General features: G+C 61.8%; 30 protein-coding genes. 12 read left to right on the top strand and 18 right to left on the bottom strand.

The features are described from left to right. Positions 1-109: 109 nt before the first annotated feature. From BS630_RS01875 to BS630_RS01860, 4 genes are all read right to left on the bottom strand, one after another. Entirely contained in the window at positions 110-532 is a 423-nt protein-coding gene (locus BS630_RS01875) for a hypothetical protein (RefSeq protein WP_077976058.1), read from the bottom strand. Positions 533-650: 118 nt separating this feature from the next. Further along, positions 651-2,054, bottom strand: coding sequence for a sensor histidine kinase (locus BS630_RS01870; protein ID WP_020049235.1), 1,404 nt, complete (start codon positions 2,052-2,054; stop codon positions 651-653). Continuing rightward, on the bottom strand, positions 2,044-2,715 hold the full coding sequence (locus BS630_RS01865) for a response regulator transcription factor (RefSeq protein ID WP_003546765.1): 672 nt from the start codon (positions 2,713-2,715) through the stop codon (positions 2,044-2,046). The genes BS630_RS01870 and BS630_RS01865 overlap by 11 nt, the downstream gene beginning before the upstream one ends. A gap of 55 nt (positions 2,716-2,770) precedes the next feature. Continuing rightward, positions 2,771-3,019, bottom strand: coding sequence for a hypothetical protein (locus BS630_RS01860; protein ID WP_020049234.1), 249 nt, complete (start codon positions 3,017-3,019; stop codon positions 2,771-2,773). A 372-nt stretch (positions 3,020-3,391) separates the two neighbouring features. On the opposite strand from BS630_RS01860, the gene BS630_RS01855 reads away from it, so the two are divergent. Then, positions 3,392-4,618: an MFS transporter gene (locus BS630_RS01855; protein WP_077976057.1), complete on the top strand. Its 1,227-nt coding sequence runs from the start codon at positions 3,392-3,394 to the stop codon at positions 4,616-4,618. Positions 4,619-4,854: 236 nt separating this feature from the next. Here BS630_RS01855 and BS630_RS01850 read toward each other — a convergent pair whose 3' ends face one another. Both BS630_RS01850 and BS630_RS01845 read right to left on the bottom strand, forming a co-directional pair. Continuing rightward, on the bottom strand, positions 4,855-5,160 hold the full coding sequence (locus BS630_RS01850) for a Dabb family protein (protein ID WP_003546748.1): 306 nt from the start codon (positions 5,158-5,160) through the stop codon (positions 4,855-4,857). A gap of 51 nt (positions 5,161-5,211) precedes the next feature. Further along, on the bottom strand, positions 5,212-5,916 hold the full coding sequence (locus BS630_RS01845; protein WP_077976056.1) for a hypothetical protein: 705 nt from the start codon (positions 5,914-5,916) through the stop codon (positions 5,212-5,214). Positions 5,917-6,072: 156 nt separating this feature from the next. On the opposite strand from BS630_RS01845, the gene BS630_RS38380 reads away from it, so the two are divergent. Further along, positions 6,073-6,204, top strand: a complete 132-nt coding sequence (locus BS630_RS38380; RefSeq protein ID WP_003546730.1) for a hypothetical protein — start codon at positions 6,073-6,075, stop codon at positions 6,202-6,204. 146 nt (positions 6,205-6,350) lie between these two features. Here the strand turns inward: BS630_RS38380 and BS630_RS01840 are convergent, their stop codons facing one another. The 4 genes from BS630_RS01840 to BS630_RS01825 form a co-directional block, all read right to left on the bottom strand. After that, positions 6,351-6,911: a TetR/AcrR family transcriptional regulator gene (locus BS630_RS01840; protein WP_077976055.1), complete on the bottom strand. Its 561-nt coding sequence runs from the start codon at positions 6,909-6,911 to the stop codon at positions 6,351-6,353. Between the two features lie 16 nt (positions 6,912-6,927). Then, complete coding sequence (locus BS630_RS01835) at positions 6,928-7,389, bottom strand: nuclear transport factor 2 family protein (RefSeq protein ID WP_077976054.1); 462 nt, start codon at positions 7,387-7,389, stop codon at positions 6,928-6,930. A gap of 86 nt (positions 7,390-7,475) precedes the next feature. Beyond that, entirely contained in the window at positions 7,476-8,408 is a 933-nt protein-coding gene (locus BS630_RS01830) for a pyridoxamine 5'-phosphate oxidase family protein (protein WP_077976053.1), read from the bottom strand. 62 nt (positions 8,409-8,470) lie between these two features. Then, on the bottom strand, positions 8,471-9,082 hold the full coding sequence (locus BS630_RS01825) for a glutathione S-transferase family protein (protein WP_077976281.1): 612 nt from the start codon (positions 9,080-9,082) through the stop codon (positions 8,471-8,473). Between the two features lie 143 nt (positions 9,083-9,225). Between BS630_RS01825 and BS630_RS01820 the strand changes: the two genes are divergently transcribed. Beyond that, positions 9,226-10,125: a LysR family transcriptional regulator gene (locus tag BS630_RS01820; RefSeq protein ID WP_077976052.1), complete on the top strand. Its 900-nt coding sequence runs from the start codon at positions 9,226-9,228 to the stop codon at positions 10,123-10,125. 99 nt (positions 10,126-10,224) lie between these two features. On the opposite strand, the gene BS630_RS01815 is transcribed toward BS630_RS01820, so the two are convergent. The 3 genes from BS630_RS01815 to BS630_RS01805 all read right to left on the bottom strand — a co-directional run bounded on the left by BS630_RS01815 (position 10,225) and on the right by BS630_RS01805 (position 13,593). After that, positions 10,225-10,593 carry a DUF983 domain-containing protein gene (locus BS630_RS01815; RefSeq protein ID WP_027665144.1) on the bottom strand — a complete coding sequence of 123 codons (369 nt, stop codon included), beginning with the start codon at positions 10,591-10,593 and terminating at the stop codon, positions 10,225-10,227. Positions 10,594-10,902: 309 nt separating this feature from the next. Further along, complete coding sequence (locus BS630_RS01810; protein WP_077976280.1) at positions 10,903-12,306, bottom strand: aminotransferase-like domain-containing protein; 1,404 nt, start codon at positions 12,304-12,306, stop codon at positions 10,903-10,905. 327 nt (positions 12,307-12,633) lie between these two features. After that, complete coding sequence (locus BS630_RS01805; protein WP_077976051.1) at positions 12,634-13,593, bottom strand: SDR family NAD(P)-dependent oxidoreductase; 960 nt, start codon at positions 13,591-13,593, stop codon at positions 12,634-12,636. A gap of 126 nt (positions 13,594-13,719) precedes the next feature. Here BS630_RS01805 and BS630_RS01800 point away from each other — a divergent pair, with 126 nt between their 5' ends. Beyond that, a complete protein-coding gene (locus BS630_RS01800) occupies positions 13,720-14,664 on the top strand; it encodes an AraC family transcriptional regulator (RefSeq protein WP_027665141.1) in 945 nt (314 codons plus the stop codon). Between the two features lie 156 nt (positions 14,665-14,820). Continuing rightward, positions 14,821-15,726: a S1C family serine protease gene (locus BS630_RS01795; RefSeq protein ID WP_026158598.1), complete on the top strand. Its 906-nt coding sequence runs from the start codon at positions 14,821-14,823 to the stop codon at positions 15,724-15,726. A 70-nt stretch (positions 15,727-15,796) separates the two neighbouring features. Here the strand turns inward: BS630_RS01795 and BS630_RS01790 are convergent, their stop codons facing one another. Further along, complete coding sequence (locus tag BS630_RS01790) at positions 15,797-16,798, bottom strand: LacI family DNA-binding transcriptional regulator (protein ID WP_077976050.1); 1,002 nt, start codon at positions 16,796-16,798, stop codon at positions 15,797-15,799. 208 nt (positions 16,799-17,006) lie between these two features. On the opposite strand from BS630_RS01790, the gene BS630_RS01785 reads away from it, so the two are divergent. Genes BS630_RS01785 through BS630_RS01775 form a run of 3 tightly spaced genes read left to right on the top strand, consistent with a single transcriptional unit; the run spans position 17,007 to position 20,061 of the window. Further along, entirely contained in the window at positions 17,007-17,921 is a 915-nt protein-coding gene (locus BS630_RS01785; protein WP_077976049.1) for a sugar phosphate isomerase/epimerase family protein, read from the top strand. A 42-nt stretch (positions 17,922-17,963) separates the two neighbouring features. After that, positions 17,964-18,887 carry a TIM barrel protein gene (locus tag BS630_RS01780; protein WP_077976048.1) on the top strand — a complete coding sequence of 308 codons (924 nt, stop codon included), beginning with the start codon at positions 17,964-17,966 and terminating at the stop codon, positions 18,885-18,887. A 7-nt stretch (positions 18,888-18,894) separates the two neighbouring features. Next, the gene (locus BS630_RS01775; protein WP_077976047.1) at positions 18,895-20,061 is read left to right on the top strand and encodes a Gfo/Idh/MocA family protein; all 1,167 of its coding nucleotides are present in this window, start codon (positions 18,895-18,897) and stop codon (positions 20,059-20,061) included. 27 nt (positions 20,062-20,088) lie between these two features. Here the strand turns inward: BS630_RS01775 and BS630_RS37210 are convergent, their stop codons facing one another. The 4 genes from BS630_RS37210 to BS630_RS01760 all read right to left on the bottom strand — a co-directional run bounded on the left by BS630_RS37210 (position 20,089) and on the right by BS630_RS01760 (position 22,897). Next, complete coding sequence (locus tag BS630_RS37210; RefSeq protein WP_165503767.1) at positions 20,089-20,259, bottom strand: hypothetical protein; 171 nt, start codon at positions 20,257-20,259, stop codon at positions 20,089-20,091. A 66-nt stretch (positions 20,260-20,325) separates the two neighbouring features. Next, positions 20,326-20,718 carry a hypothetical protein gene (locus tag BS630_RS01770; RefSeq protein ID WP_077976046.1) on the bottom strand — a complete coding sequence of 131 codons (393 nt, stop codon included), beginning with the start codon at positions 20,716-20,718 and terminating at the stop codon, positions 20,326-20,328. 175 nt (positions 20,719-20,893) lie between these two features. Then, entirely contained in the window at positions 20,894-22,528 is a 1,635-nt protein-coding gene (gene groL / locus BS630_RS01765) for a chaperonin GroEL (protein WP_077976045.1), read from the bottom strand. A 51-nt stretch (positions 22,529-22,579) separates the two neighbouring features. Then, positions 22,580-22,897 (bottom strand): co-chaperone GroES, encoded by a 318-nt coding sequence (locus BS630_RS01760; RefSeq protein WP_077976044.1) that lies wholly within the window; start codon positions 22,895-22,897, stop codon positions 22,580-22,582. A 508-nt stretch (positions 22,898-23,405) separates the two neighbouring features. On the opposite strand from BS630_RS01760, the gene BS630_RS01755 reads away from it, so the two are divergent. Genes BS630_RS01755 through BS630_RS01740 form a run of 4 tightly spaced genes read left to right on the top strand, consistent with a single transcriptional unit; the run spans position 23,406 to position 24,590 of the window. Further along, on the top strand, positions 23,406-23,669 hold the full coding sequence (locus BS630_RS01755; RefSeq protein ID WP_077976043.1) for a hypothetical protein: 264 nt from the start codon (positions 23,406-23,408) through the stop codon (positions 23,667-23,669). After that, complete coding sequence (locus tag BS630_RS01750; protein WP_020049211.1) at positions 23,666-24,001, top strand: hypothetical protein; 336 nt, start codon at positions 23,666-23,668, stop codon at positions 23,999-24,001. Before BS630_RS01755 ends, BS630_RS01750 begins: the two co-directional genes overlap by 4 nt. Further along, positions 23,998-24,324: a hypothetical protein gene (locus BS630_RS01745; protein WP_077976042.1), complete on the top strand. Its 327-nt coding sequence runs from the start codon at positions 23,998-24,000 to the stop codon at positions 24,322-24,324. The genes BS630_RS01750 and BS630_RS01745 overlap by 4 nt, the downstream gene beginning before the upstream one ends. Further along, complete coding sequence (locus BS630_RS01740) at positions 24,315-24,590, top strand: DUF1488 family protein (protein ID WP_077976041.1); 276 nt, start codon at positions 24,315-24,317, stop codon at positions 24,588-24,590. Before BS630_RS01745 ends, BS630_RS01740 begins: the two co-directional genes overlap by 10 nt. Positions 24,591-24,592: the final 2 nt, after the last annotated feature.

Raw genomic sequence — 24,592 nt, 5'->3', positions numbered from 1 at the left:
ATAACCCCGAGAATCGGAATCGATTTTCGGAAAGGATCATGCGCCATTTAAAGTGATAGAGCGTCTTTAGCGTGTCCTGTCGGACGCGCGGCGCTCTATTGGCCGCAATTCAGAGCGGCGACCAGCTGCCGTCGTCGTTGCGACAGGCAGCGCCGCGCACCACGGTGTCCTTGCCGTCGACGGTGAGCGTATGGGTATATTGCCGGCAGTTCTGCGAACCGACCTGATAGGGTGCCGCCGCGACCACCTTGCCGGTCACGTCCTTACCGGTCCAGAGCATCGGCTGGCCGACTGCCGCCCCTTCCAGCGCCCGATATTCCGCCTCGAGCGCCCGCTGCTTGTCGCTGTCGGTCAAGCTCACGCTGCTGCGGCCGACGATGCCGCCCTGGAGCGCGGTGATGAAGGCGGCCGATGCCGAGGGCTTGCTCGAAAAAATGCCGCGCGAAGCGGCACTCTTCGTCGTCGTGCAGCCGGACAGCGCGACGGCGACGAGAAGAGCGGAAACGATCATGCCTTGCGAGCGTAAAATCATTGCGTCGAACCACGATCAGGGGTCAATTTCAGCCGATCGAAGTGCAGCGTCCCCGTGTCAGCATTAAGGCAAAGCATGCTATACATTTGCCAGTATCTTTGTGACATCAAGCAGTTGCTCATGCAACATCCTTTGTGACGCCGGGCAGGATAAGCTTCGCCTTCAGCCCGCCCCATTCACCGCGGGAAAGCTCGAGCCGTCCCTGGTACTCGTTGGAAATCTCGGTGACGATCGAAAGGCCGAGTCCGGTTCCGGGTTTGCTTTCATCGAGCCTGCGGCCGCGCTTCAGCGCCTCGCGGATCTGGTCCGGCTCCAGGCCCGGCCCGTCATCCTCGACGGCGAGCTCCACCCAGTGGCGGCGCGCGCTCGCCTCTACCCCCTTCACATCCTCGCCGGCCTCGACGGCCGAAAGCCGCACTCTGCTCTTGGCAAAACGCGCCGCATTTTCCAGGAGATTGCCGACGGTCTCCTCGAGATCCTGCTGCTCCATGGCAACGGCCAGATGCGGTGGCGAGACGACCAGATCGAATTCGGTATCGACGTTCAGCCGGCGCATGACGCGCACCAGCCGTTCAAGCGCCGGCTCGGCATCGGTGCGGGCGAGCACGGATTCGCGCTGCGCGGCGATGCGCGCCCGATTGAGATAGGACTGCACCTGCCCCTGCATCGATTCCGCCTGGCTGCGCACCAGCTCGCCATGGGATTTTTCGAGCACGCGCGCCTCGTTGAGGAGCACGGCGATCGGCGTCTTCAGCGAATGCGCGAGATTGCCGACCTGCATGCGGGCTCGCTCGACGATGCGGCGATTGCTGTCGATCAGCGCGTTCACCTCGTTGGCGAGCGGCAGGATTTCGCGCGGGAAGTCGCCTTTCAGCTGTTCGCTCTCGCCGGCGCGGATGCGCTCCAGCGCGGCGCGTGCCTTGTCGAGCGGCTTAAGGCCGTAGAGAATCGCCAGCGCGTTGACGATCAGGCTGCCGACGCCGAAACCGGCGAGCGCCAGATAGAGGCTGTGGGAAAAGGTGCGCACGTCGTCTTCGACGACATCGACGTTGCCGGTGACGCGGAAGCGCGCCGCGCGCCCGTCGGTATCGAGCACCACTTCGGTTTCGGCTACCTGCACGCGGTTCCCGGAAGCATCCGTCACCTGGTAGTAGCGCTCGTAATTCTTGTCGAAGGGCGCCTCGACCACGGAGGGAACCGCAATGAGCGCCGAGCCGAGCGAAGGCGACACCAGCGGTGCGGTCGTATAGGTGCCGAGCGGCTCCACCACCCAGTACCAGCCGGTCTTCGGCTGGGCAAAACGCAGGTCGCCGAGCTGCGGGCTGCCGCTGAGCGCGCCCTGATCGCCGATCGTCACCGAATTGATGACATTGTAGAGCTGCGCCCGCAACAGATCCTGGAAACCGCGTTCGGCGCTCTTGCGGTAGAGGGTGGAGATCAGCAGACCGATCACCACCAGCGCCACCGTCGACCAGACCGTGGTCAGCAACAACACACGTGCGGTGAGCGACTTAATTCGCATGTTTCGGCGCTTGGATACGGTAACCAAGACCGCGCACCGTTTCGATCAGGTCGACCCCCATTTTCTTGCGCAGGCGGCCGACGAAGACCTCGATCGTGTTGGAATCGCGGTCGAAATCCTGATCGTACATATGCTCGACCAGTTCCGTGCGCGAGACGACCTCGCCCATGTGATGCATGAGATAGGAAAGCAGGCGATATTCGTGCGAGGTCAGCTTCAGCGTCGTGCCGTTGACCGTCGCCTTCGAGGATTTAGTATCGAGCCGCACCGGCCCGCAGATGATCTCGGATGAGGAATGCCCGGCTGCGCGCCGGATAAGCGCCCGAATGCGGGCCAGCACTTCCTCGACATGGAAGGGCTTGGTGACGTAGTCGTCGGCACCGGCGTCGATGCCGGCGACCTTGTCGCTCCAGCGGTCGCGCGCCGTCAGGATCAGCACCGGCACACCGCGGCCGGCGCCGCGCCATTTTTCAAGAACGGTAACCCCGTCCATCTCCGGCAGGCCGATATCGAGGATGATGGCGTCATAGGGTTCGGTGTCGCCGAGGAAATGGCCTTCCTCGCCGTCGAACGCCTGGTCGACGACATAGCCCGCCTCTTTCAGCGTGTCGGCCAGCTGCCGGTTCAGATTAACGTCGTCTTCGACTACCAGGATGCGCATCGGTCCGCCTTCGTCCGCTTCAAATCGTTCAATGTCCTGAATAAGCCGATTCCGCCTACATCGGAACCTTTACCGTCACCTTGCGTGGACGCTGGCCATTGCCGGACACGAGAACGGTGATGATGCAGGTATCGCCCACCGGTTGCACGGACAGGAGCTGGCCGCCCGTCTGCTCGACGACCTGGGCTGCGGCGGCGCTGCAATCGCCTCCGATACGCACGACAAAAGTGCCCGCGGCGTCCGGTGAGGGCGCCGATACCACCAGTCCGGCGGCCAATGCTGCGACGCTCAGAGGAAAGGCCATGTGTTATGCTTCCAAGGTAATGCCAACTTGCCCCGAATATGTACTCACGCGACCTGAATGGCAAATGAATGCGCTGTAATGCAGGGCGTTTAGAACTGTTCTCGATTGTTCGGGACACCCTGTTTCAGCACCTGGAAACCGCTGCCGCGGCAAGCTCCGGCGGCCGCCGTAGCGCTCAAAACGATTCCCTCCAGCCTTGGGATCCACGCGTTCTTCATGACCTCCCGAAAGGTGGGGAGCCGGCAGCACCGGCACCATAATCTCTGTCTGCGAATCGGCCGCAATCTTCTGATTCCGGCCGACCGCAGCTTTCACCGGTCGGTTGAAACTGTTATGTCTTGCTGCCCCACATTTCAGACCGTTTCAGCACCAATGCCAAAATCCTCCCGCTTCCGCTCGGCGCAGACGGTCACCGTCCTTGCCGTTACCCAGCTGATCGGCTGGGGCACGACTTTCGACATGCTCGGTGTCATGGGCCGCGTTGTGGCGCCCGATCTCGGCCTGCCGAACGAGGCGGTGTTTGCCGGCCTGACGATCATGATGGTGGTCAGCGCCATCGTTGGTCCGGCAACCGGCCGCTGGCTCGACCGCTATGGTGCTGCTCGGGTGCTTTCGGCCGCCTCGCTGACCTTTGCGCTTGGCCTGCTTCTGCTGGCTGCCGCAAACGGCATCGTGCTCTATGCCGGCGCCTGGATCATCATCGGCATCGGCGGCGCGTTCGGTCTCTCGGCACCAGCCTATACCGCCGTCGTCGAGCGCGAAGGAGCAAACGGCAAACGCGTAATCGCCATCCTGATGCTGTTTACCGGGCTTTCGAGCGCCATCTTCTGGCCGATCCTCAGCCTGCTCAACGAGGCGGTCGGCTGGCGCCTCACCTTCCTGGTTTGTGCGGCGCTGCAATTCTTCGTCTGCCTGCCGCTGCATCTTTTCGCCCTGCCGAAGGCGATCGCAACACATGTCGACGGCGGCACAGCCGAAATCGCTCCGGTGCCGCTGTCGAAGGCCAAGCAGCGCAAAGCCTTTCTGCTGATCGCCGCGGCGACGACGATCTCGACCTTCGTCACCTTCGGCATCTCGCCATCACTGCTCGAAATCCTCCGCCAGTCCGGCGCTTCGCCGGCCTTTGCGCTGCAGCTCGGCTCGGCACGCGGCATCCTCGGCATCTCGGCACGTTTCCTCGATATGCTGCTTGGCCGGCGCGGCAACCCCATGCTCAGCGCGGTCATGGGCATCAGTCTGATGATGATGAGCTTCGTTATTATGCTGATTGCCAGCCCGTCGACGCCGTTGCTCGTCACCTTTGTCCTGTTTTACGGGTTCGGCACCGGCGTCATGACCGTCGCCCGCGCGCTGCTGCCGCTGGCGCTGTTCTCACCGCGCGAATTCGGACTGCAATCGGCCAGACTATCGCTGCCGCAGAACCTCGCCAATGCCGTCGCCCCGGTCATCTTCACCGCCATCCTCGACCGCGCCGGCACCGGCCCGGCGCTCGCCGCCTGCGCCGTTCTGGCGGCATTGTCGCTCATCTTCGTGCTGATGCTGATGGCGCTGGTGCGCGGCGCCCGTGCGTCGGAATCAGCCGTTCTTAATATTTCCTGATTATCATCCACGCCTGGACGAGAGCGGCTCTCCGTCCACGCCGCAACCGCTGGGGCAATCTGACCATGAACCAACAGCCGGTTTGGCGAATCTTTAGAATCGCTTGCCGCCGCTTTTTCGAAAGTTGAGTCCGGTGGTTCGGAAGTTGAGCCAGCTTCAGAGCGATCCGAATCCGGACAATCATTCATCCATTTGAAATTTCAATGGAATACAGCGTGGCCCAACGCTTCCGCAAGTCAGAGCGGCCGCGTCACCGCCGTGCGGCTGTCGTAATCGGCGGCGATGCGCTTTTCGCGGAGCGGCCGCACGCGATCGATCGAGAGCTGATAATCGGGATGCGCCTTGTAGGCGGCAAGGGCCGCCTCGTCGTCGAATTCGCCATAGACCACGAGATCGATCTCGGTGCCCAACTGATCGGTCTTCACATTGGTGCCGATTTCAAGCAGCCGCGCATGCGGAATGCCGGTCAGTATAGAAAGCCCGGCCCTCACCTCCTGCAGATGTTCCTCCTGCACGGTGAAGAATACGATATGACGGATCACGCGGAAGCTCCTGTCAGATTTATCAAAATGATGGAGCGACCTTGGCGCATCCTATCGGACGCGCCGCACTCCAGCTGTCAGCCGGGCGATAACATGCGCGCCCCAGGCCTTCAACCGCGCGAGCATGCCACGGGCCGCATCGGGACGTATCGCCGCATCGAAGACCATGGCATAGGCGGCGAGCTTTTCCGCCCGGTCTGTGCCATTGACGATGCGGCGCGCATTCACCCAGTCCGCGGTCGTCGCGTTCAGGTGATCGGCGAGCCTGTGGCCGGTAAAGCTGCCCTGCAGCATGCCCTCGATCAGGATCGTCACTGCCGCATCCATCTCCATCGCCCGGTCGGGATCGGCAACGAGATCGATCCCCGTCAGCACACTCATCGCCTCGTAGTTCCGCTTGTGGGTGAGCTGCACCAGGCCGCGTCCGAGCCAGCTGCGACCATCCTCGTCCGGCCGCCAGTAGGGCGTCTTCACCCAGGAGAGCCGGCCTGCGGCAAAGGCCGTCTCGAGGATCTCGACCGCGCGCATATCGCTTTGCGCCAGCGTCTCGCGCACCGGCTGCATCGTATAAGCGGTCTCGTGGTAAGCGGTTGCGAGGACATAGGCGAGCCACCGCCGGTCGGCATCGGCAAACCGTTCTTCCCAGGCGTCGAGGATCGCCGTGATACCCACTACCTGAGGCTGCGTCAGATCTCCCTTGAAGAGTCCGTGCCGCACAACATCGAAAAAGAATGCCCGGTCCATGTGGACAACCATTCCGCGCTTCCCTCGAATATCATCGTTAAAACCCTCTTAATCGATTAAATTCGATCTAATCGTTTAAAGTGTTTAAGCCACTGATTTACACGCCTTTTGTCTTATGCAATGCATCTTCTTGCCCCGAAGCCTTACCACGAACAGAGGAGACTTCCGATGCAGACGCCCGCCAATAGCCAAACCACCATTCCCCAGCATGTCGTCGACCAGATGGAAAACGAATGGCGCCAGGTTCGCCCTGAACGGGAAAATACGCGCCCGGCCCAGCAGCCTCAACAACAACGCTGAAATAGACGCAAAACGCTACCGATGTAAGCTCGAGCGCCGCGCAGCGCCCGATCAATGCCCCGGCCAGTCACTCGTGGCCGGGTGAATTTTTTCATAGTTACAATAAACGTCCCAGCGGTTTGCCCCCTCATCACATCACCACCCCCTCATCGCATAACAGCATCAAGCCGTTTCGCCAGCGTGTCCAAGGCCCGGGTGAAAACCATCCTGTCGTCCAGCGCACGCGATAGCACCAGCGCGCCCTGAATACCCGCGACGCCCTCCTCGGCGAGCGTTTGCGCCTCCCCCTCAGGGCAGCCTGCCCGCATCAGCGCTGACCGCAAGGCGTCGATCCAGCGGATGAAATAATCGCCGATCTCTGCCGAAAACCGTTCGCGGGTCTCGTCAAGCGCGAAGGCACCGACGAGGCAGATGCGACGGCCGGAGCAGAAGTAGTCGTTCACATTCGTCCACATCGCCGCAATCGCCTGATCGGCGTCGTCCTTTCTCAGCGGCTGATAGATCGCATGTTCGAACCAGCCATCGACATCGGCGAGTACCGCGCCCGCCATCTCCTGCTTGCCGCCGGGAAAGAAGTGGTAAAGGCTGCCCTTGCCGATGCCGGTGCGTTCGGTGATGCGGCTGAGCGACGTGCCCTCATAGCCGAGCTCGCGGAAGATTTCGGCGAGCAGCGGCACGATGTCGGCACGTTCGTAGACAGTTTTCACCCGCGAACTTCCTTGATCAGAGACCGAGCTCGGTCAGGCCGGGATGCTCGTCCGGCCGCCGGCCGAGCGGCCAATGGTACTTGCGCTCCGATTCCCGGATCGGCAGGTCGTTGATGCAAGCGAAGCGGCGCTGCATCAAACCGGCGACGTCGAATTCCCAGTTCTCGTTGCCATAGGAGCGGAACCAGTTGCCGCTGTCATCGTGCCATTCATAGGCGAAGCGCACGGCGATGCGATGATCGGTGAAGGCCCAGATCTCTTTGATCAGCCGGTAATCCAGCTCCTTTGCCCATTTGCGGGTGAGGAAGGCGACGATCTCGGCACGGCCGGTGATGAATTCGGCGCGGTTCCGCCAGCGGCTGTCCGGCGTATAGACGAGCGAGACGCGCTCGGGATCACGGCTGTTCCAGCCGTCCTCGGCAAGACGGACTTTCTGGGTGGCGGTCTCAAGGGTGAAAGGCGGGACGAGGCTGGACATGGGTTCTCCGGGGCGCTCCTGTACTGAGCAGTTATCATTGTACCGATCGGTACAATGATTGACAAGCCGCTTCGAGGCGGCATTTCTCAAAGGCCGGGAGGCCGGCTCCACCGCAGCGGCAGGGCATCCGGGCGAAGCACGATCTCTTCCGGCGTGAAACGCCACAGCCGTTCCGCCCGTTGAAAGCTGGCGACCTCGGGCGAATCCAGCAGCACCTCGATCTTTCCGGTCATCTGCAGCATGTCGCCGCTTTCGAAATCGATGAAGACCAGCCCCGCCTTCGGATTGACGAGGAAATTGCCCAGCGTGTTGAAAAACCGATTGCCGGGAAAGTCTGGAACGGTCAGCACGCCGTCGGCGCCGACACGCACGAAGCCGGCATTGCCGCCGCGATGGGACACGTCCACCTGCCGCTCGCCGTTCTCCCGGTCGACATAGGAGGCGACAAAGAAGGTATCCGCACCCTCAATCATCCCTAGCGCCCGATCGTCGAGTTGGCCAGAGTGTAGCGGCGGCATCGCTGTGGGCACATCGGGATCGCGGACGAAGGCGGAAGAGCGAAGCTGGATATATTGCGGGCAATTGCCGAAGCTCTGGCCGACGTGCACCTGGAAAGCTCCAGGATCCGTCCTGCGGATCACGCCGTTCAGCCGGTTGCGCCGCCGCGTCTCGAGCTGGATGCCGAGCATTCCGATTGCGTCGCCATCCTCCATGCCGGCATCGGCAGGATCGGCCGCGTCGCGCGGCAGGCGGACATCGAGAATCTCCGGCTCCGGTGAGACCATGAAACCCGGGCGCTCGGCCCTGACCGTTGCCCAGACATCGCCCTTCGCATCGACGGCGCCGAGCACGACGAAAGGCAGCATCGGAAAGAAGGCGCGATGCTGCTCCGGCATGGCCTTGCGGACGAAATTACGGCCCGGCCCGTCCATGCGTTCGGCGACACCGACGCTGCGCTGCATGGCGAGTTCACCCTTATGCCAGGGCGATGTGGCGTCCTGTCTTGTCTGTTCCAGCATCACGGCCTCCTTCAGGGCAGCATTTGGGGGAACCGGGGCAGCGTCCCTGCCCCGGTGGTTTCTCACGCGGCAAGGCCGATCTTGGTCTTGCGAAAGCCGACGAAACCCGGCAGCGCCTCGATGCGCGCAAGCCAGGCACGAACGCTTGGATAGGCCGAGATATCGACATTGCCCTCCGGCGCATTGGCGATGTAGCTGTAGAGTGCCACGTCGGCGATCACAGGATTGTCGCCGAGCAGGAAGCTGCGGTTGTCCAGTTCTGCCTCGATCAGCGCCAGAATGCGGTGCGCCCGGGCGATCACCTCGTCGGTGCGGAAATCGGCGCCGAAGACGGTGACCAGGCGCGCAGCACAAGGCCCATAGGCGATCTCGCCCGCTGCGACCGAAAGCCATTTCTGTATCCGCGCCGCGGCCACCGCCTCTTCCGGCAGCCAGTCGGTGCGGCCGTATTTGCGCGCGAGATAGACGAGGATGGCGGAGGAATCGGCAATGACCGTGCCATTGTCGTCGAGCACCGGCACCTGGCCAAAGGGATTGAGCTTCAGAAAGTCCGGCGCCTTGTGAGCGCCAGCCGCCAGGTCGACCTCGACCAGTTCATAGGGTACGCCAAGCAGCGACAGGAACAGGTGAGCCCGGTGGGCATGGCCGGAAAGCGGGTGGTGATAGAGTTTCATGATGGTTCCTCTGGTCTTCGAATCGACGGGACGCGGTTGGCGATGGCCGCTTCGAACCATCTGCGGTGTAATTTACTGCCTTCCATATGACTGCAGTAGAATGCTAATCTGGAAGGCATGCTACCAATTCATGGAAGGATAGAATGGACCGCCTCGACGCCATGACCGTGCTTCTTGCCGTTGTCGAACAGGGCAGCCTGTCGGCCGCCTCACGGCATCTGCGATCGCCGCTCGCAACCGTCAGCCGCAAGGTTTCGGAACTGGAAGCACATCTCAACGCTCAGCTGCTGCAACGGAGCAACCGGAAGATCACGCTGACGGAAGCCGGCCGCTCCTACGTCGAGGCGGCGCGGGAGATTCTCGATCGGGTGGAAGAGGCGGAACGGACGGCAGCCGGTGAATACAGCGCCCCGAAGGGCGAGTTGACGATGACCGCACCGATCGTCTTCGGTCGGCTGCATGTCCTGCCCGTCGTGGTGGATTTCCTGAAAGCCTATCCCGATATCAATCTGCGGCTGATGCTTGGCGACCGGCTGTCGAACCTCATCGAGGATCACATCGACGTGGCGCTGAGGATCGGCAACCTGCCGGACAGCAACCTGATCGCCACAAGGCTCGGCGCGATCCGCCGTACGGTCTATGCCAGCCCGGATTATCTGACGCGGCACGCCCTGCCCCGGCATCCAGGCGATCTTGCCGGGCATGACTGCGTCACCTTCGAGGGTATGGCCTCGATGCTGAGTTGGACATTCATCGAGGGGAAACATGATCTCGCCGTGCCGATCCGCTCGCGGCTCGCGGTCAACACAGCCGAGGCCGCGGTCGATGCGGCCGTCGCCGGCCTCGGCATCACCCGGGTGCTTTCCTACCAGGCCGCACGCGCCGAGATGGCCGGGTTGCTGGTGCCGCTGCTCCAAGATTTCGAACCGCCGCCGGCCCCGGTGCATCTCGTCTATCCCGCGCAGGGACTGGTGCCCCTGAAACTGCAGGCGCTGCTCGATTTCGCGACGCCGCGCCTGCGCGCGACGCTAAACAAGTCCTAAAGCGCGTGGCGATCTTTCAGATTCGCCCTCGCGCTTTAGGTCTTTGTTTTTACGCATGTCGTTTGCGCAAAACCGCTGCACAGTTTTGCGCGACATGCTTTAGGCAAGCTTACCCTCTTCCGCCTTGTAGAAATACTGGCTGGCCACCAGCCAGCCCTTCAGCGGCCGCAGCGGCGGAATGCAGGTGGCGAGCATGAAGGGACCGGTGACCAGAAGCTGCACCCAGATCGGCGCCGAAAAGGCCACCTCCAGCCAGACGCCGAGCAGCACGCTCGGGATGCAGGCGAAGCAGATGACGAAGAAGGCCGGACCGTCGGCCGGATCGGCGAAGGAATAATCCAGACCGCAGACCTCGCATTCCGGCTGCAACGTCAGGAAGCCCTTGAACATATGGCCCTGGCCGCAGCGCGGGCAGCGTCCCTTGATGCCGGTCTGCATCGGAGGAAGTGGGGGATATTCCGTGTCCATGACGATCTCGCTTTCTTGCTCCGCAAATATTGATACGATCAATAGCTGCAATGACTGCATGCAATATAATTACATTATAGGGAAATTACCAGTCAATTCGCCAGAATGCCGCAGAGCTCCCCAGCGCATGCCGGCAGCAAGCTGACTGCAGATTTTCAAGCAGCATTTGGGGGCGCAGCCAGGGCGGATCAGACGTGAACGTGACGGTTACGCTTCGCCCATGCCCGGATAGATCTGGGCACGACCGATCTGATCTCGACCGCCTCCGGCTTTCGTCCGTGTCTGATCAGCCCGGAGCTGGGTTCCGCGTCAGAAGAACGACGCCGCCATTTCCGGCGGGCCTTCCAGCGCATGGGCCATGAATTCCAGTGCGCCCTGCAGTTTCTCCCGGGTGATCGGTCCGCCAAGGCAGACACGCACGGCCTCGGGTGCCGTGCCCTCGACCGTGAAGGCATCGCTTGCGACGACGCCGATGCCGGAAGAGCGAGTATGGCTGCCGAAGGTGGAGCGGGTCCAGCCGTTGGAGAGCGGCAGCCAGATGTTGAAACTGATCGGATCGGCGCGGTAGCTGCCGGCCGGCAGAATGGCGGCGACCATTTGCTGGCGGGCGGCGGCCTCGGCACGGATGAAACGCAGGATCGTATCGGCGGTGCCGTCCTCGATCCAGCGGGTGGCGAGCGCCACGGTCAGTGGCGAGGCCATGACATTGTTGGCGCGCATGGCGCTGACGAAGGGCCACACGGCCTTGCTATCAGGCGCTACGACATAGGCAAGTCGCAGACCCGCGCCGATGCATTTCGCCAGTCCACCGATATGCCAGGTCAGATCGGGCGCTGTTGCGGCGAGCGGCGCCGGGCCATGCTGCGGAATGAAGCCATAGGCATCGTCCTCGACGATCGGCACGTGATATTTGCGGGCAACGGCGCAGATCTCCTCGCGGCGCCTGGCCGGAATGGTCAGCGTCGTCGGGTTCTGCAGCGTCGGATTGAGATAGAGCGCCTTCGGCTTCAATCTCTCGCAGGCCTCGGCAAAGGCGTCCGGCAGGATACCGTCCTCGTCCATCGGCAGGCCGGCCAGATTGAGCCGCAGCTGGGCGGCGATCGAGCGCATGCCGGGATAAGTGATGATTTCCGAAAGCACGGTTTCGCCCGGCTTTGCCAGCAGGCCGAAGATCGCCAGCAGGGCCGGATGGGCGCCGGGTGTGACGAAGATGCGTTCCTGCGAGGGCACCAGCCCGCGACGGCTGAGCCAGGAGGCGGCAGCCTCCTTGTCCATGCTGGAGCCGCCGAAGCCCTGGTAGCGCAGAAGCGGAATGAGGTTCGCCGTCACCGCCGACATGCCCTCGCGCATGCGGGCGATCAGCTCCGGGTCGTCCGTTTCCGGCGGCATGTTCATCGAGAAATCGACGATGGAGGCGCGGCGGGGATCGGGCGCGGCGTCGGGCGCGAATCCCTGGCGCTCCTTGTCCGCGCCACCGGTGACGAAGGTGCCTCGACCGACATGCGAATCGACAAGCCCGCGCTTCTGCGCCTCGACATAACCTCTCGCCACCGTCGTGAAATCGACATTCAGCCGCTTGGCGAGTTCACGTTGCGGCGGCAGCCGGTCCCCAACCACCAGATGCCCGCTGCGCAGATCCATTTCGATCACATCGGCGATCGCCATATAACGCGGACCGCTGCTGCGGCTGAGATCGGGATGCCAGTCTTTCATGTCGTGATCCGTGTCGGTCTGATTCCTGATGAGATTGACCGTATATTGTTGCACACTGCCGCTGTCACGAAAAATGTCGCGCGCCAAGTCCGGAGAACGACGCAGGACGGATTGTCGCCGGACGTGACTGCTATCTGCGCAAATACAATCCGGCACGGCGACCGCGCTGTCGCAGGCCGATTTCGGCAGCGTGTGCGCCAATGACGTGCTGACGATCCGCTCGGCTTGCCGATCGGGCTTTCACCCGCCCGGGTGAGGCGTGAGGACGGCAAGACATCAGCAGCGTCTTCATCGCGCATTGACGACGGTTTGCCGCGCGCTATGGCTTCAGGCGTAGGCCGCGAAAGCGTCAATCCCGGTCAGCCTTGCCGACCAGATCCACAGGCGTGCCGCCTCCTCGGCGTCGGCTGCATGGTCGCTGACGCCGCCGGGTTCTCCAGCCGTTGCGCGGATGGCGATATCGCAGTCCTCGCAATAGAGGCCTCCCATACCGTCGAGTTGCGGCGAGGTCGCCGCCCAAACCTGCGTGGCGGCCCCCTGGGCTGGTGTCTTGAATGTCGGATCAATCGGATTGCCGTCTGCATCGATCCAGCCGGCACTGACCATTTCCTCCTGTGCGAGATAGCGCTGCAAGGGGGTAAGGATCTTGCCCGGGTGCAGCGAGAAGGCGCGGATGCCGGTGTCGCGCCCGAGCCTGTCCAGATGCACGGCGAAAAGTGCGTTGGCGGTCTTCGACTGGCCGTAGGCCCGCCATTTGTCGTAACCGGTGTCGAATTGCACATCCTCCCATCGTATGGCCGAGTTGTGATGGCCACCGGAGGAAACCGAAACGATGCGAGTGCCGCGCGAGATCGCCGGCCAAAGGCGGTTGACCAAGGCGAAATGGCCGAGATGATTGGTCGCGAACTGTGCCTCCCATCCGTCGCCGACACGCGTTTCCGGGCAGGCCATGATGCCGGCGCTGTTGATCAGAATGTCGATGCTGCGGCCAGATGCGACGAACCGCTCGGCAAAGGCGCGAACGCTTTCGAGGTCGGAAAGGTCGAGCCGATCGATCTCTACTCCATCGATACCGGCGACCGCGCTACGCGCCGGCTCGATGCTCCTTGCGCCGATGGTCACCTTGGCGCCGGCGCCCGCCAGAGCGCGCGTGGTCTCGAGCCCGAGGCCGGAATGGCCGCCGGTGACGATGGCGCGCTTGCCGGAAAGATCGAGACCGGCCAGAACCTCGCCGGCCGTCGTGTGGGCTCCAAATCCGGAGCGGATGGGGACTTGTTTGTCACTCATGATAATTACCTTTGTTCTGCGGCGCGTTGCCGTCGCTCGGGATGACGGTCGCGAGAATAAGGCGTGGCCTCCAGACGATCCATGCGCTAAAGTCCGGCATCTCTTCGCCATCGTCCGGATTTCTACATGGACCCGTTATCCGATGTTCTCGCATTGCTCAAACCGCGCAGCTATGTTTCCGCGGGGCTTGACGCTGGCGGTGCTTGGGCGATCGATTTTCCGCCCCCTGATGGCATCAAGTTCAACGCGGTGATTTCAGGCGCCTGCTGGCTGAGCGTCGATGGCGTTGCCGAAGCTGTCCGCCTGGAGGAAAGCGACTGCTTTCTGCTGACCAGCCGCCGAGCCTTTCGTCTCGCCAGCGATCCGGCTCTTGAAGCGATCCCGTCCGATGCGATCTATTCGATCGCCCGCGACGGCATTGCGACTTGCAACGGCGGCGGCGATTTCTTCCTGATCGGCAGCCGTTTTTCCTTTTCGGGAGGAAATTCGGACATCCTTCTCGGAATCCTGCCGCCGATCGTCCATGTGAAGAGGGATTCCGATCACGCCACCGTGCTGCGCTGGTGCCTCGATCGGATGACGCGCGAATTGCGCGACCAGCAGCCGGGTGGCTTTCTGATGGCGGAGCATTTTGCTCATGTCATGCTCATGCAGGTGTTGCGCCTCCATATCGCATCGCCGAATGCGCGCGGCGTCGGCTGGCTTTTCGCGCTTACCGACCGGCGGATCGGCGCGGCTATCGGTGCCCTGCATGCCGATCCAGCCCGCAAGTGGACCTTGCAGTCGCTAGCTGAACGGGCCTCGATGTCCCGGTCCAGTTTTGCTCTCCACTTCAAGGAAAAGGTCGGGCTTGCGCCGATGGATTATCTGACGCGCTGGCGCATGCTTCTCGCAGGTGACCGATTGACAAATTCGGCCGAAGCAATTGCCGGTGTCGCCCTGTCGCTCGGTTATGAATCCGAAAGCGCATTCAGCACCGCTTTCAAGAGAGTGATGGGATGCTCGCCGCGGCAATATGGTCGCGCTCAGCCGCCCGCCGGTGCCATGCGAGATAGTCTCGGCGCTCAGTGAAACCTTGATTGGTGCAGGCATCGGAGGGAGGTCGCGCGTTGGCCTGCCAAAATTCCGTCCGATACGGTCTTGCACCCGCCGTCCATTCTCTTACCTATTCAAGGAAGAATGCGCCGGCTTTCGGACTTTCGCGCCGGCGTCTATCGGGATGAAAGTATGAATATCGATCCGATTTTACGGTCAGTCGTGGCCGTCCGTTCCTCTATTCCGGAAGATGCCTTCACGGCGGAGACGCTGGGCACTGTCCGGGAAGGCAGCGGCGTGGTCATTCGCGACAACGGGCTGGTGCTGACCATCGGTTATCTCATCACCGAGGCCGAAGAGGTCTGGCTGACGACCCATGACGGGCGCGTGGTTCCCGCGCATGCGCTTGCCTATGATCAGGAAAGCGGCTTCGGCCTAGTCCAGGCGCTTGGGGCCCTGAATGCGCCGGCGGTGGATCTCGGCGACGCGGCCACGGCCAAGCCCGGCGATCCCGTGGTGCTGGCCGATGGCATCGGAGAATTCGTCGAGGCAAATATCGTCGCACGGCAGGAATTTGCCGGCTATTGGGAATATCTGCTCGACGAGGCGATTTTTACGGCACCGGCCCATCCCTCATGGGGCGGCGCGGCCCTGATCGGTTCGGACGGCAAGCTTCTCGGCATCGGTTCGCTTCGCCTGCAAATGAGCCATGGCGACGAGGTTGCCGATATCAACATGGTCGTGCCGATCGACCTTTTGCCGCCGATCCTCGACGATCTCTTGAACCGGGGCCAGGTCAACAAGCCGCCGCGGCCCTGGCTCGGCGCCTTCTCCGCCGAGAGCAATGGGGGCGTGGTAGTCATGAGCGTGGCCGAAGACGGCCCGGCCGCCCAGGCGGGCCTGCGTCAAGGCGATATCATTTCGGAGATCCGCGACGAAGAGGTCGATGGCCTGGCCGATTTCTATCGCAAGCTCTGGAGCAGCGGCCCCGCCGGCGCCGAGATCCCCATGCGGATCCTCAGGAACGGCCGGGAAGCCTGGCTGCGCATCAAATCCGCCGACCGCAACAGCTTTCTTAAGAAACCGCAGCTGCAGTAAGGTTACGCCGGTGTCGTGAAACCCGCTGGGCGCCCATTCGAGCGGATTGTCCGGGCATCCTCATCCCGTCTCAGAGATTTTCCGGTGTGATCGTCAGGAAACGCACCGGTTCGGCGCTGACCTCCACCTCGATGAGACCCAGCCTGTTCAGGGCAAGATCTATCGATCGCCTCGCCTGCACCTCCGGCGCCTGGTCGAGCACGATCGACATGATGCCGCGGCGGAGATAGTCCTGCGTCTCTCCCGTCAATTCGTGGCCGACCCAGAACGACCGCCCAGCCTTATTTGCCTCGAGCACCCTGGCAACACCCTTGTTGTCGCCGCCTGCACTATAGACGCCGATGATGCCGGGCTCCCGCCGAAGTGCCGCTTGCAGCAGTTCGATTGCATTGTGCTCGTCATCAAGGTCGAACATGACCTCGATGAAACGATGTTCGTTTGAACGGTGGTCTGAGAGATAGGCGGAGAAGCCGCGGATCCTCTCCTTATGGTTCTCATAGGCGCCGCTGTGGCAGAGAGCGACGAACGAACCGGGGCGCTGCGCCAGCATGCCCGACATGTAGTGAGCCGCAGTGCGTCCGGCAGCGTAGTTGTCGATGCCGACATAGGGCAGTTCGGGGGCCGGACGGGTCATGATTTGGACGACGGGAATGCCGAGACCGGCCGCCTCGCGCACGCTGGTGACGACGTCGGCATGGTCGGGCGCAACCACGATCAGCGCCGAACGGCGTGCCGTCGGGTTGGCGATGTAGTGGGCGAATTGCGCCGGCTCGTCCTCGCGGACGAAGGTGCGGTGAACGACAATGCTGTCGTCGAGCGAGGCGGCAATGCGCTCGAACGCCCGGTTCAGACGCGAATAGAAGCTGGTCTCCGGACGAACGAGGATCACCTCTATCCGGATCACGCCGCGATGGGCGACCGGCAGGCTTTGCCGGTATTCAAGGCGTCTTGCCGCCAGGAAGACTTTCTCCACCGTCTCCGGCCGTACGCCGCCGCGGCCGTTGAGGACGCGCTCGACGGTCGCGGTGCCAACGCCGGCCTGCGTCGCGACATCCTTCAAAGTCACCTTCATCAGGGCTCATCCACTCCCAAAGCTGACACAACAGAGCATCGGTCTGCTGTGCGGTCAATGATCAAATTTGATCAAGGAAGCATTGGAGTCTGGGGGCACTGCAGCAGTATCGTGCCAGCAATCCGGGAGGAGCACCCGAAGCACGAAACGAATGAGATCAAGGATCATCCACCGGCGCGAAGCCGCTGGGGGATAACGGAGGAACCAGATGAAGATCGCACTCGACCCGCATATGCACCGTCACCTGAACCTGCGCGACCTCTGCCGCAAGGCGGCGGAACTCGGCTACGAGCATATCGAGCTCTCACCGCGCGACGATTTTCTGCCTTGGTGGGTGCGCCCGCGGGCACACAAGGAACGCATCGCGGAATTCAAGGCCGCTCTGAAGGATCACGGCCTCCAGCTCGCCTCGATCCTGCCGATGTACCGCTGGGCGAGCCCGCATGAGGACGAGCGGCAGGCGGCAGTACGCTACTGGAAGGAAGCGATCGCGATTTCTGCCGAGATGGGCTGCGATACGATGAATTCGGAATTCGGCCGCGGACCGTCGCCGGATCGCAGCCACCGCGCCAGCTGCTGCGGCGGCATGCATACCCACGAGCACAGCGAGGCTGCCTGGTGGCGCTCGATCGAAGAGCTCGTTCCGGTGTTCGAGCGCGAGGGCGTCACGCTCAACATGGAACCGCATCCGGAAGACTGGTGCGAGACGCTGCATCCGGCGATCGACATGCTGAAGACCATCGGCTCGAAGAACGTCAAATTCCTCTACTGCGCGCCGCATACCTTCTATTTCGGTGACGACATGGCGCGGATGATCCGCGATGCCGGTCCGCTGATCGCCCATGTGCATGTGGCCGATACCTATAACCACAAGGCATCGTCAGGGCTGCGCTACATCATCAATCCGCCGGGCGCGAAGGTCACCATCCATCAGCACATGGATATGTACCAGGGCGAGATCAATTGGGATGTCTTCTTCTCCTCACTCGCCGCGGTCGGGTTCGACGGGATCATCACCGCCTGCGTCTTCGGCTGGGAGGAGCGTGCCGATGATTCCGGCCGCTTCATGCGCTCCGAAATCCAGAAATATGTCGACAAATACTGGCCCGGGAAACTTGGTTGATCGTCAACATCTTCCCGGCCCCCACTTTTCAGGAATAAAACCGTGACCATCACGATTACGACAGCCCCCTGCTGCTGGGGCGTTGATGACGTCAACAATCCAAACCTTCCCGTCTGGAAGCGCGTCTTCGACGAGGCGACGGCGGCTGGTTATGGCGGCCTCGAACTCGGGCCGTACGGCTATGTGCCACTCGATGATGGGCTCGTCGCAAAGGCGCTTGCCGAGCGCAATCTCTTCATCGTCGCCGGCACGATCTTCGACGATCTCGTCTCGCCTGAAAATCGGGAGACATTGCTGCGGCAGACGGAGGAAATCTGCGCCGTCATCACCAGGCTGCCGCAGCCGGAACAGATGGAAGGCCAGCGGTTCAAGACTCCCTATCTCACGGTCATGGACTGGGGGCACGACGAGCGGGACTATGCCGCCGGCCATTCCGATCGCGCGCCGCGTCTCGACGACAAGGCCTGGGCCGGGATGATCGCCAATATCAGGGCGATCGCCGAACTCGCCCAGCGCAAATACGGCGTGCGCGCCGTCATCCACCCGCATGCGGGCGGCTATATCGAATTCGCCGATGAGATCGAGCGGGTGGCAGGCGCCATTCCGCAGGAGATCGCAGGCTTCTGCCTCGACACCGGCCACAGTTATTATGCCGGAATGGATCCCGTGGAGATGCTTCGCCGCTATGCCGACAGGCTCGACTACGTCCACTTCAAGGACATCGACCAGGCCGTCTTCGACCGTGTGCTTGGCGAGAAGATCCGCTTCTTCGAGGCCTGCGGACAGGGCGTCATGTGCCCGATCGGCCGCGGCGTCATCGATTATCCCGCCGTCAGGCGGACGCTCGAGGAGATCGGCTATCACGGCTTCATCACCGTCGAGCAGGAGCGCGATCCACTCAATGTCGCCGGCAGCCTCGAAGATGTGAAGCAAAGCCGCGATTACCTCAGCTCGGTTGGTTTTTAGGGAAAAGATGATGACGAATGACAGGAAAAAGCCGATCCGCTGGGGCATGGTCGGCGGCGGCAGAGGCAGCCAGATCGGCTATATTCATCGCTCGGCAGCGCATCGCGACGACGTTTTTGCCCTTGCGGCGGGCGCCTTCGATATCGATCCGGAACGCGGGCGCGCCTTCGGCATCGATCTCGGGCTCGACGAAGCCAGGAGCTACCGGGACTATGCGGCGATGTTTGCGGCTGAGGCCCGGCGGGCCGACGGCATCGAGGCCGTGTCGATCGCGACACCCAACAACACCCATTTCGCGATCTGCAAGGCAGCACTCGAACATGATCTGCACGTGATCTGCGAAAAGCCGCTCTGCTTCACGACCGCCGAAGCCGAGGAGCTGAAGGCGCTTTCTGAAGTGCGCGACCGGATCGTCGGCGTGACCTATGGTTATGCCGGCCACCAGATGATCGAGCAGGCGCGCGCGATGGTCAGGAATGGCGATCTCGGCGAAATCCGCATCGTCAACCTGCAATTTGCCCATGGCTTCCATAGTGCTGCGGTGGAGGAGCAGAACCCCGCGACGCGCTGGCGCGTCGATCCGAAATTCGCAGGTCCCAGCTATGTGCTCGGCGATGTCGGGACCCACCCGCTTTATATCGCCAAGGTCATCCTGCCGCATCTGAAGATCAGGCGGCTGCTCTGCACCCGCCAGAGCTTCGTCAAAAGCCGCGTGCCGCTGGAAGACAATGCGGTGACCCTGATGGAATATGACAATGGCGCGATCGCCACCATCTGGTCGAGCGCCGTCAATGCCGGCTCCATGCACGGCCAGAAGATCCGCATCGTCGGCTCGAAGGCCAGTATCGAATGGTGGGACGAGCGGCCGAACCAGCTGTCATACGAGATCCAGGGCGAACCGGCCCGCATTCTCGAGCGCGGCATGGACTATCTCTACCCCGAGGCCAGGATCGACGACCGGATCGGCGGCGGCCATCCGGAAGGTCTCTTCGAAGCCTGGGCGAACCTCTATCGCCGCTTCGGCTTTGCCATCAACAGAGAGCGCGGCCTCGCTCCTGCGGGGATCGAAGAGCTGGTCTTTCCCGATGTCGATGCGGGACTGGAAGGAGTGCGCTGGGTGGAAACCTGCGTGCGTTCCGCCGATGCCGGAGGGATCTGGCTGGACTATCGCTAGGTCGTCAACAGCGGTGCGGCGCTGTGCTCAGATAAGCGGATCGTCGTCTTCCGGCGCCTGCGGCGCGCGGCGACGCGTGCTGTCGTTGGCGGCTTTCTTAGGCCCGTCGGCGGCTGCCTCAGGGACTTTCTTGACGCTTTCGCCGCCGGCGTCTTCTGCGGCTGGCTTTGGGTCGCTCTTTTTCACGAAACGGATCATGGGTCATTTCCTGCTTCAACAGTGGGAGCGCTCCGCACGTATATCGGAGCGCTCTGGAAAACGGTGTCAGATGGCAAGCGCCGTGGCGCAGCCTTGAACACTTCGGCTATCGGCTGAGGTCTGCCCAGGCATGGTCGCCCAACCGCCCGCCTCAACGAACTGACGCTGCTTGTAGCCTTCGGTAATCGCCTTGAACTCGATCAGTTTAGCGCTCGCATCCGGCGCCGCCTTGAACCGCTCGACGCAGATGGCGGACGCCAGTTCGCCGCGCGCGGTCTCGCCGGCGGCGGCTGCCGCTTTGCTTGATGTGCCGCCTGTGACCCAGCCTCCCCAGCTGAAGCCGATGATCATCGTGGCGATCGCCGTGACGACGCAGGCCCAGGCGAGAAGCGTCTTGGATGGCTGGTAACTGTCGAAACGCTGGGTAATCGATGTCTTGCTGCTGCTCTGCACGGACATTGGAATTCTCCCTGTCTGTTGTTCGGGTTGTGCCGTCCGGCGACGCCGGACCGGTTCAAGCTGGCCTTAGAATAGGATGATTTTAGGCCGGGTCTAAAATCTGGTTCCTGTTCTACATTAAATAGTTAGAGCATGATGTCGTCCGAAAACCGCTGACACTTTTCGGCATGATGCTTTAGTATCCCATAGCGCCCATGCCGCCATTTCCGGCCGCAGGCGCAGAATTTTTCGCGGGAATGTCGGCGATCATCACCTCGGCGGTGATCAGCAGCGCAGCGATCGAGCCGGCGTCCTGCAGAGCGGTGCGCACGACCTTGGCAGGATCGACGATGCCGGCCTCGATCATATCGACATAGGTCTCCGTCTGCGCGTCGAAGCCCTGATTGTGATCATTGCTGCCGGCGAGTTTTCCGACGACGATGGAGCCCTCGAACCCGGCATTGTCGGCGATCTGCCGGATCGGAGCTTCGAGCGCCCTGAGCACGATCGAGATGCCCGCCGTCACGTCGGCGTTCTCCCCCGTCAGTCCCGTGAGCGCCGACTTTGCACGCAACAGTGCCACGCCGCCGCCGGGCACGATGCCCTCTTCGACCGCCGCACGGGTGGCGTTCAGCGCATCGTCGATGCGGTCCTTCTTTTCCTTGACCTCCGTCTCGGTCGCGCCGCCAACGCGGATGACCGCGACGCCGCCGGCGAGTTTCGCCAGGCGTTCCTGCAGTTTTTCCTTGTCATAGTCGGAGGTGGTGTCTTCGATCTGCGCCTTGATCTGCTGGATGCGCGCCTGGATGGCCGCTTTCTCGCCGGAGCCGTCGATGATCGTGGTGCTTTCCTTGTCGATCAGCACGCGTTTGGCGTGGCCGAGCATATCGAGCGTGACGTTTTCGAGCTTGATGCCGAGATCCTCGGAAATCATCTGGCCAGCGGTCAGCACGGCAATGTCTTCGAGCATGGCCTTGCGGCGATCGCCGAAACCCGGCGCCTTGACGGCTGCGACCTTCAGGCCACCGCGCAGCTTGTTGACGACAAGCGTCGCCAACGCCTCGCCTTCGACATCCTCCGAGATGAGGAGCAGCGGTTTGCCGGTCTGTACGACGGCTTCCAGGATCGGCAGCATTGCCTGCAGGCTGCCGAGTTTCTTCTCGTGAACGAGGATATAGGGCTCCTCCAGTTCAACGCGCATCTTCTCGGCATTGGTGACGAAATAGGGCGAGAGATAGCCACGATCGAACTGCATGCCCTCGACGACATCGAGTTCGGTTTCGGCGGTTCGCGCCTCTTCGACGGTTATGACGCCCTCATTGCCGACCTTGTCCATCGCCCTGGCGATCATCTCGCCGATGGTGGCGTCGCCATTGGCGGCAATGGTGCCGACCTGTGCGATCTCGCCTGACGATTTGACCTTCATCGCCCGCGCCTGGATTTCCTTGACGACGGCGGTAACGCCGAGATCGATGCCGCGCCTGAGATCCATGGGGTTCATGCCGGCGGCGACGAGCTTTGCGCCTTCGCGGAAGATGGAGGCGGCGAGCACCGTTGCCGTCGTCGTGCCGTCGCCGGCAAGATCATTGGTCTTCGAAGCCACCTCGCGCACCATTTGCGCGCCCATGTTCTCGAACTTGTCTTCGAGCTCGATCTCCTTGGCGACGCTGACGCCGTCCTTGGTAATGCGCGGTGCGCCATAGGCCTTGTCGATGACGACGTTGCGACCTTTCGGGCCAAGCGTCACCTTGACGGCGTTGTTGAGTAATTCGACGCCGCGCAGCAGGCGGTCGCGCGCGTCGGTGGAGAACCTGATTTCCTTGGCAGACATGATATTTCTTCCCAGTTCGGTCTTGAGTTGCGGGTCACAAATTTTCGACCCTCAGGCGGCTTTGCCGGCAGCCGCTTCGGTCTTTCCGACGATGCCCATGATGTCGATCTCCTTCATGATCAGAAGGGTTTCGCCATCGATCGTGACCTCGCTACCCGACCATTTTCCAAACAGAATGAGATCACCGACCTCGACATCGAGCGGGACGAGACTGCCGCTTTTGTCGCGCAGGCCCGGGCCGACTGCGACCACTTCGCCTTGCTGCGGCTTCTCCTTGACGGCGTCTGGAATGATGATCCCGCCCTTGGATTTGACATCGCCTTCCGCACGTCGAATGACGACGCGGTCGTGAAGTGAACGGAATTTCATAGAGGTCTTTCTGCTGCCGGCGCGTAGGGCGGCTGCAATTCATAAATAGCACTCGTGGCACTCGATTGATAGGAGTGCCAAGAAATATTGTTCACGCAGGGAATTTCTGGAAAATTCAGGAAATCAATTTGGGCGGATATTTGTAATAATCAGGAAGTGAATAGAATTTTTACGCCGCCGCACCCAATTTTATTTAAATGGCCATCGAGTTAATTTGGCGTTTTTCATAGATAAATCCGAATTATCTTGATTTAAACTCAATCGAGGCGCAATGATAGGCCTCGTCGATTTGGCCGACTTGGCTTCGCGGTGTCAGAGACCTACGACCCGCCATCACCACTGAATTTTCGATAGCAATCTATGACGTCGTTCCGGCGTTGATTTCGCCTATTGCGATCCGGAATGAGCTTGGCGCTGACCGCGGATGTACCGGCAGCATCGAGTTCCTCCGGTTCGGAACTCAACGATACAGGAAACGCATCGGTGTCTTCCTGCGGGGGCCTCAGCCGTGACCAGTCGCACCACACAAACCGTCGTCCGCTTTTCATTCCCATTCCGCCTGCCCGGTTTCGACGGGGCGCAGCCAGCCGGAGAATACCGCGTCGATTATGACGAGGAATTGATCGATAGCGTTTCCAGGCTTGCCTGGCTAAGGGTCGGCGCCTTCATCCACCTGCCGGCGATTGCCGCGCAGAGTTCGACGCAGCAGATGATGCCTATCCACCTGTCAGATCTCGAAACCGCGCTCGAAGAGGACCACAAACCGTCATGACCGCTACGCGCATCCCGCAACGCAATGGACGCTCGATCCGGCGCGAGGCAGCAACACATATCTTCAAGGTTGGACAGACTGTCCGGGTGAAGGACGGGTTCCTGGTCGTTCCCTCCAAGCTCCCCGAGACATACCGCATTACCGCCACGCTGCCTCTGAGAGGAAATGTGCTGCAATACCGCATCCGCAGTGACGATGAACGTCATGAGCGGGTCGCGACGGAAGACAGCCTGGAACTGGTAGACCTAACGCCCGCCGGCAGCGGCGCAACACTGATCGAGAGGACGTTTGGCCATGGCCACGGCCCGAATGACGAAAGGTTGACATCGTGAACAGCCATGAAGACGAAGCCGAACGAAGGAATGCCTTTGCCGTCGGCACATGGGAAAACAAATGTAGCGCTTCCGGCCGCTACTCCATGGAGATCGAACACGACCGCCGGATCGAATCCGCCCGTTCGTCGACCGTCTATCGTGTCTCAGCAAACGTTCCAGTGCACGCCGACCATGCCGTGACCGGGAAGAGCCGTCCGCAGGCCGGGAAAGACATGATGTCCTTCAATCTTCTCAACATAGGATACCGGAAGGAATGGCTGAGGCTGTCGGACGCCGCCCGGAGCGCTCGTCAGACCCCGCCGGTTCAACCATGGCGCTAGCCTTTCTGAATCAAAGCCGCAGCTTCGATGCGGCGAGAAATGCGGTGCGCTTCGTCGGCCACGACGGCATGTTCCAGGTGTTGTTCTTCATCGAGGTTGACGCGCTGGCGAAATCCGACACCACATTGCAAAGAACCGAGCCTTCGGAAACGAGGTGGCTTTCGGCGTTCGACGCCCTGCGCAACTCCATTCAGGACGTGGCACACAAAGCCTATTCCTACCGCCGCCGCGCCTTTTATACTCTAACTGCGGCGGATTTCCGCTAGCG

The sequence above is a fragment of the Rhizobium laguerreae genome, assembly GCF_002008165.1.
Lineage (GTDB): Bacteria > Pseudomonadota > Alphaproteobacteria > Rhizobiales > Rhizobiaceae > Rhizobium > Rhizobium laguerreae.
This window is presented reverse-complemented; position numbering and strand designations above follow the sequence as displayed.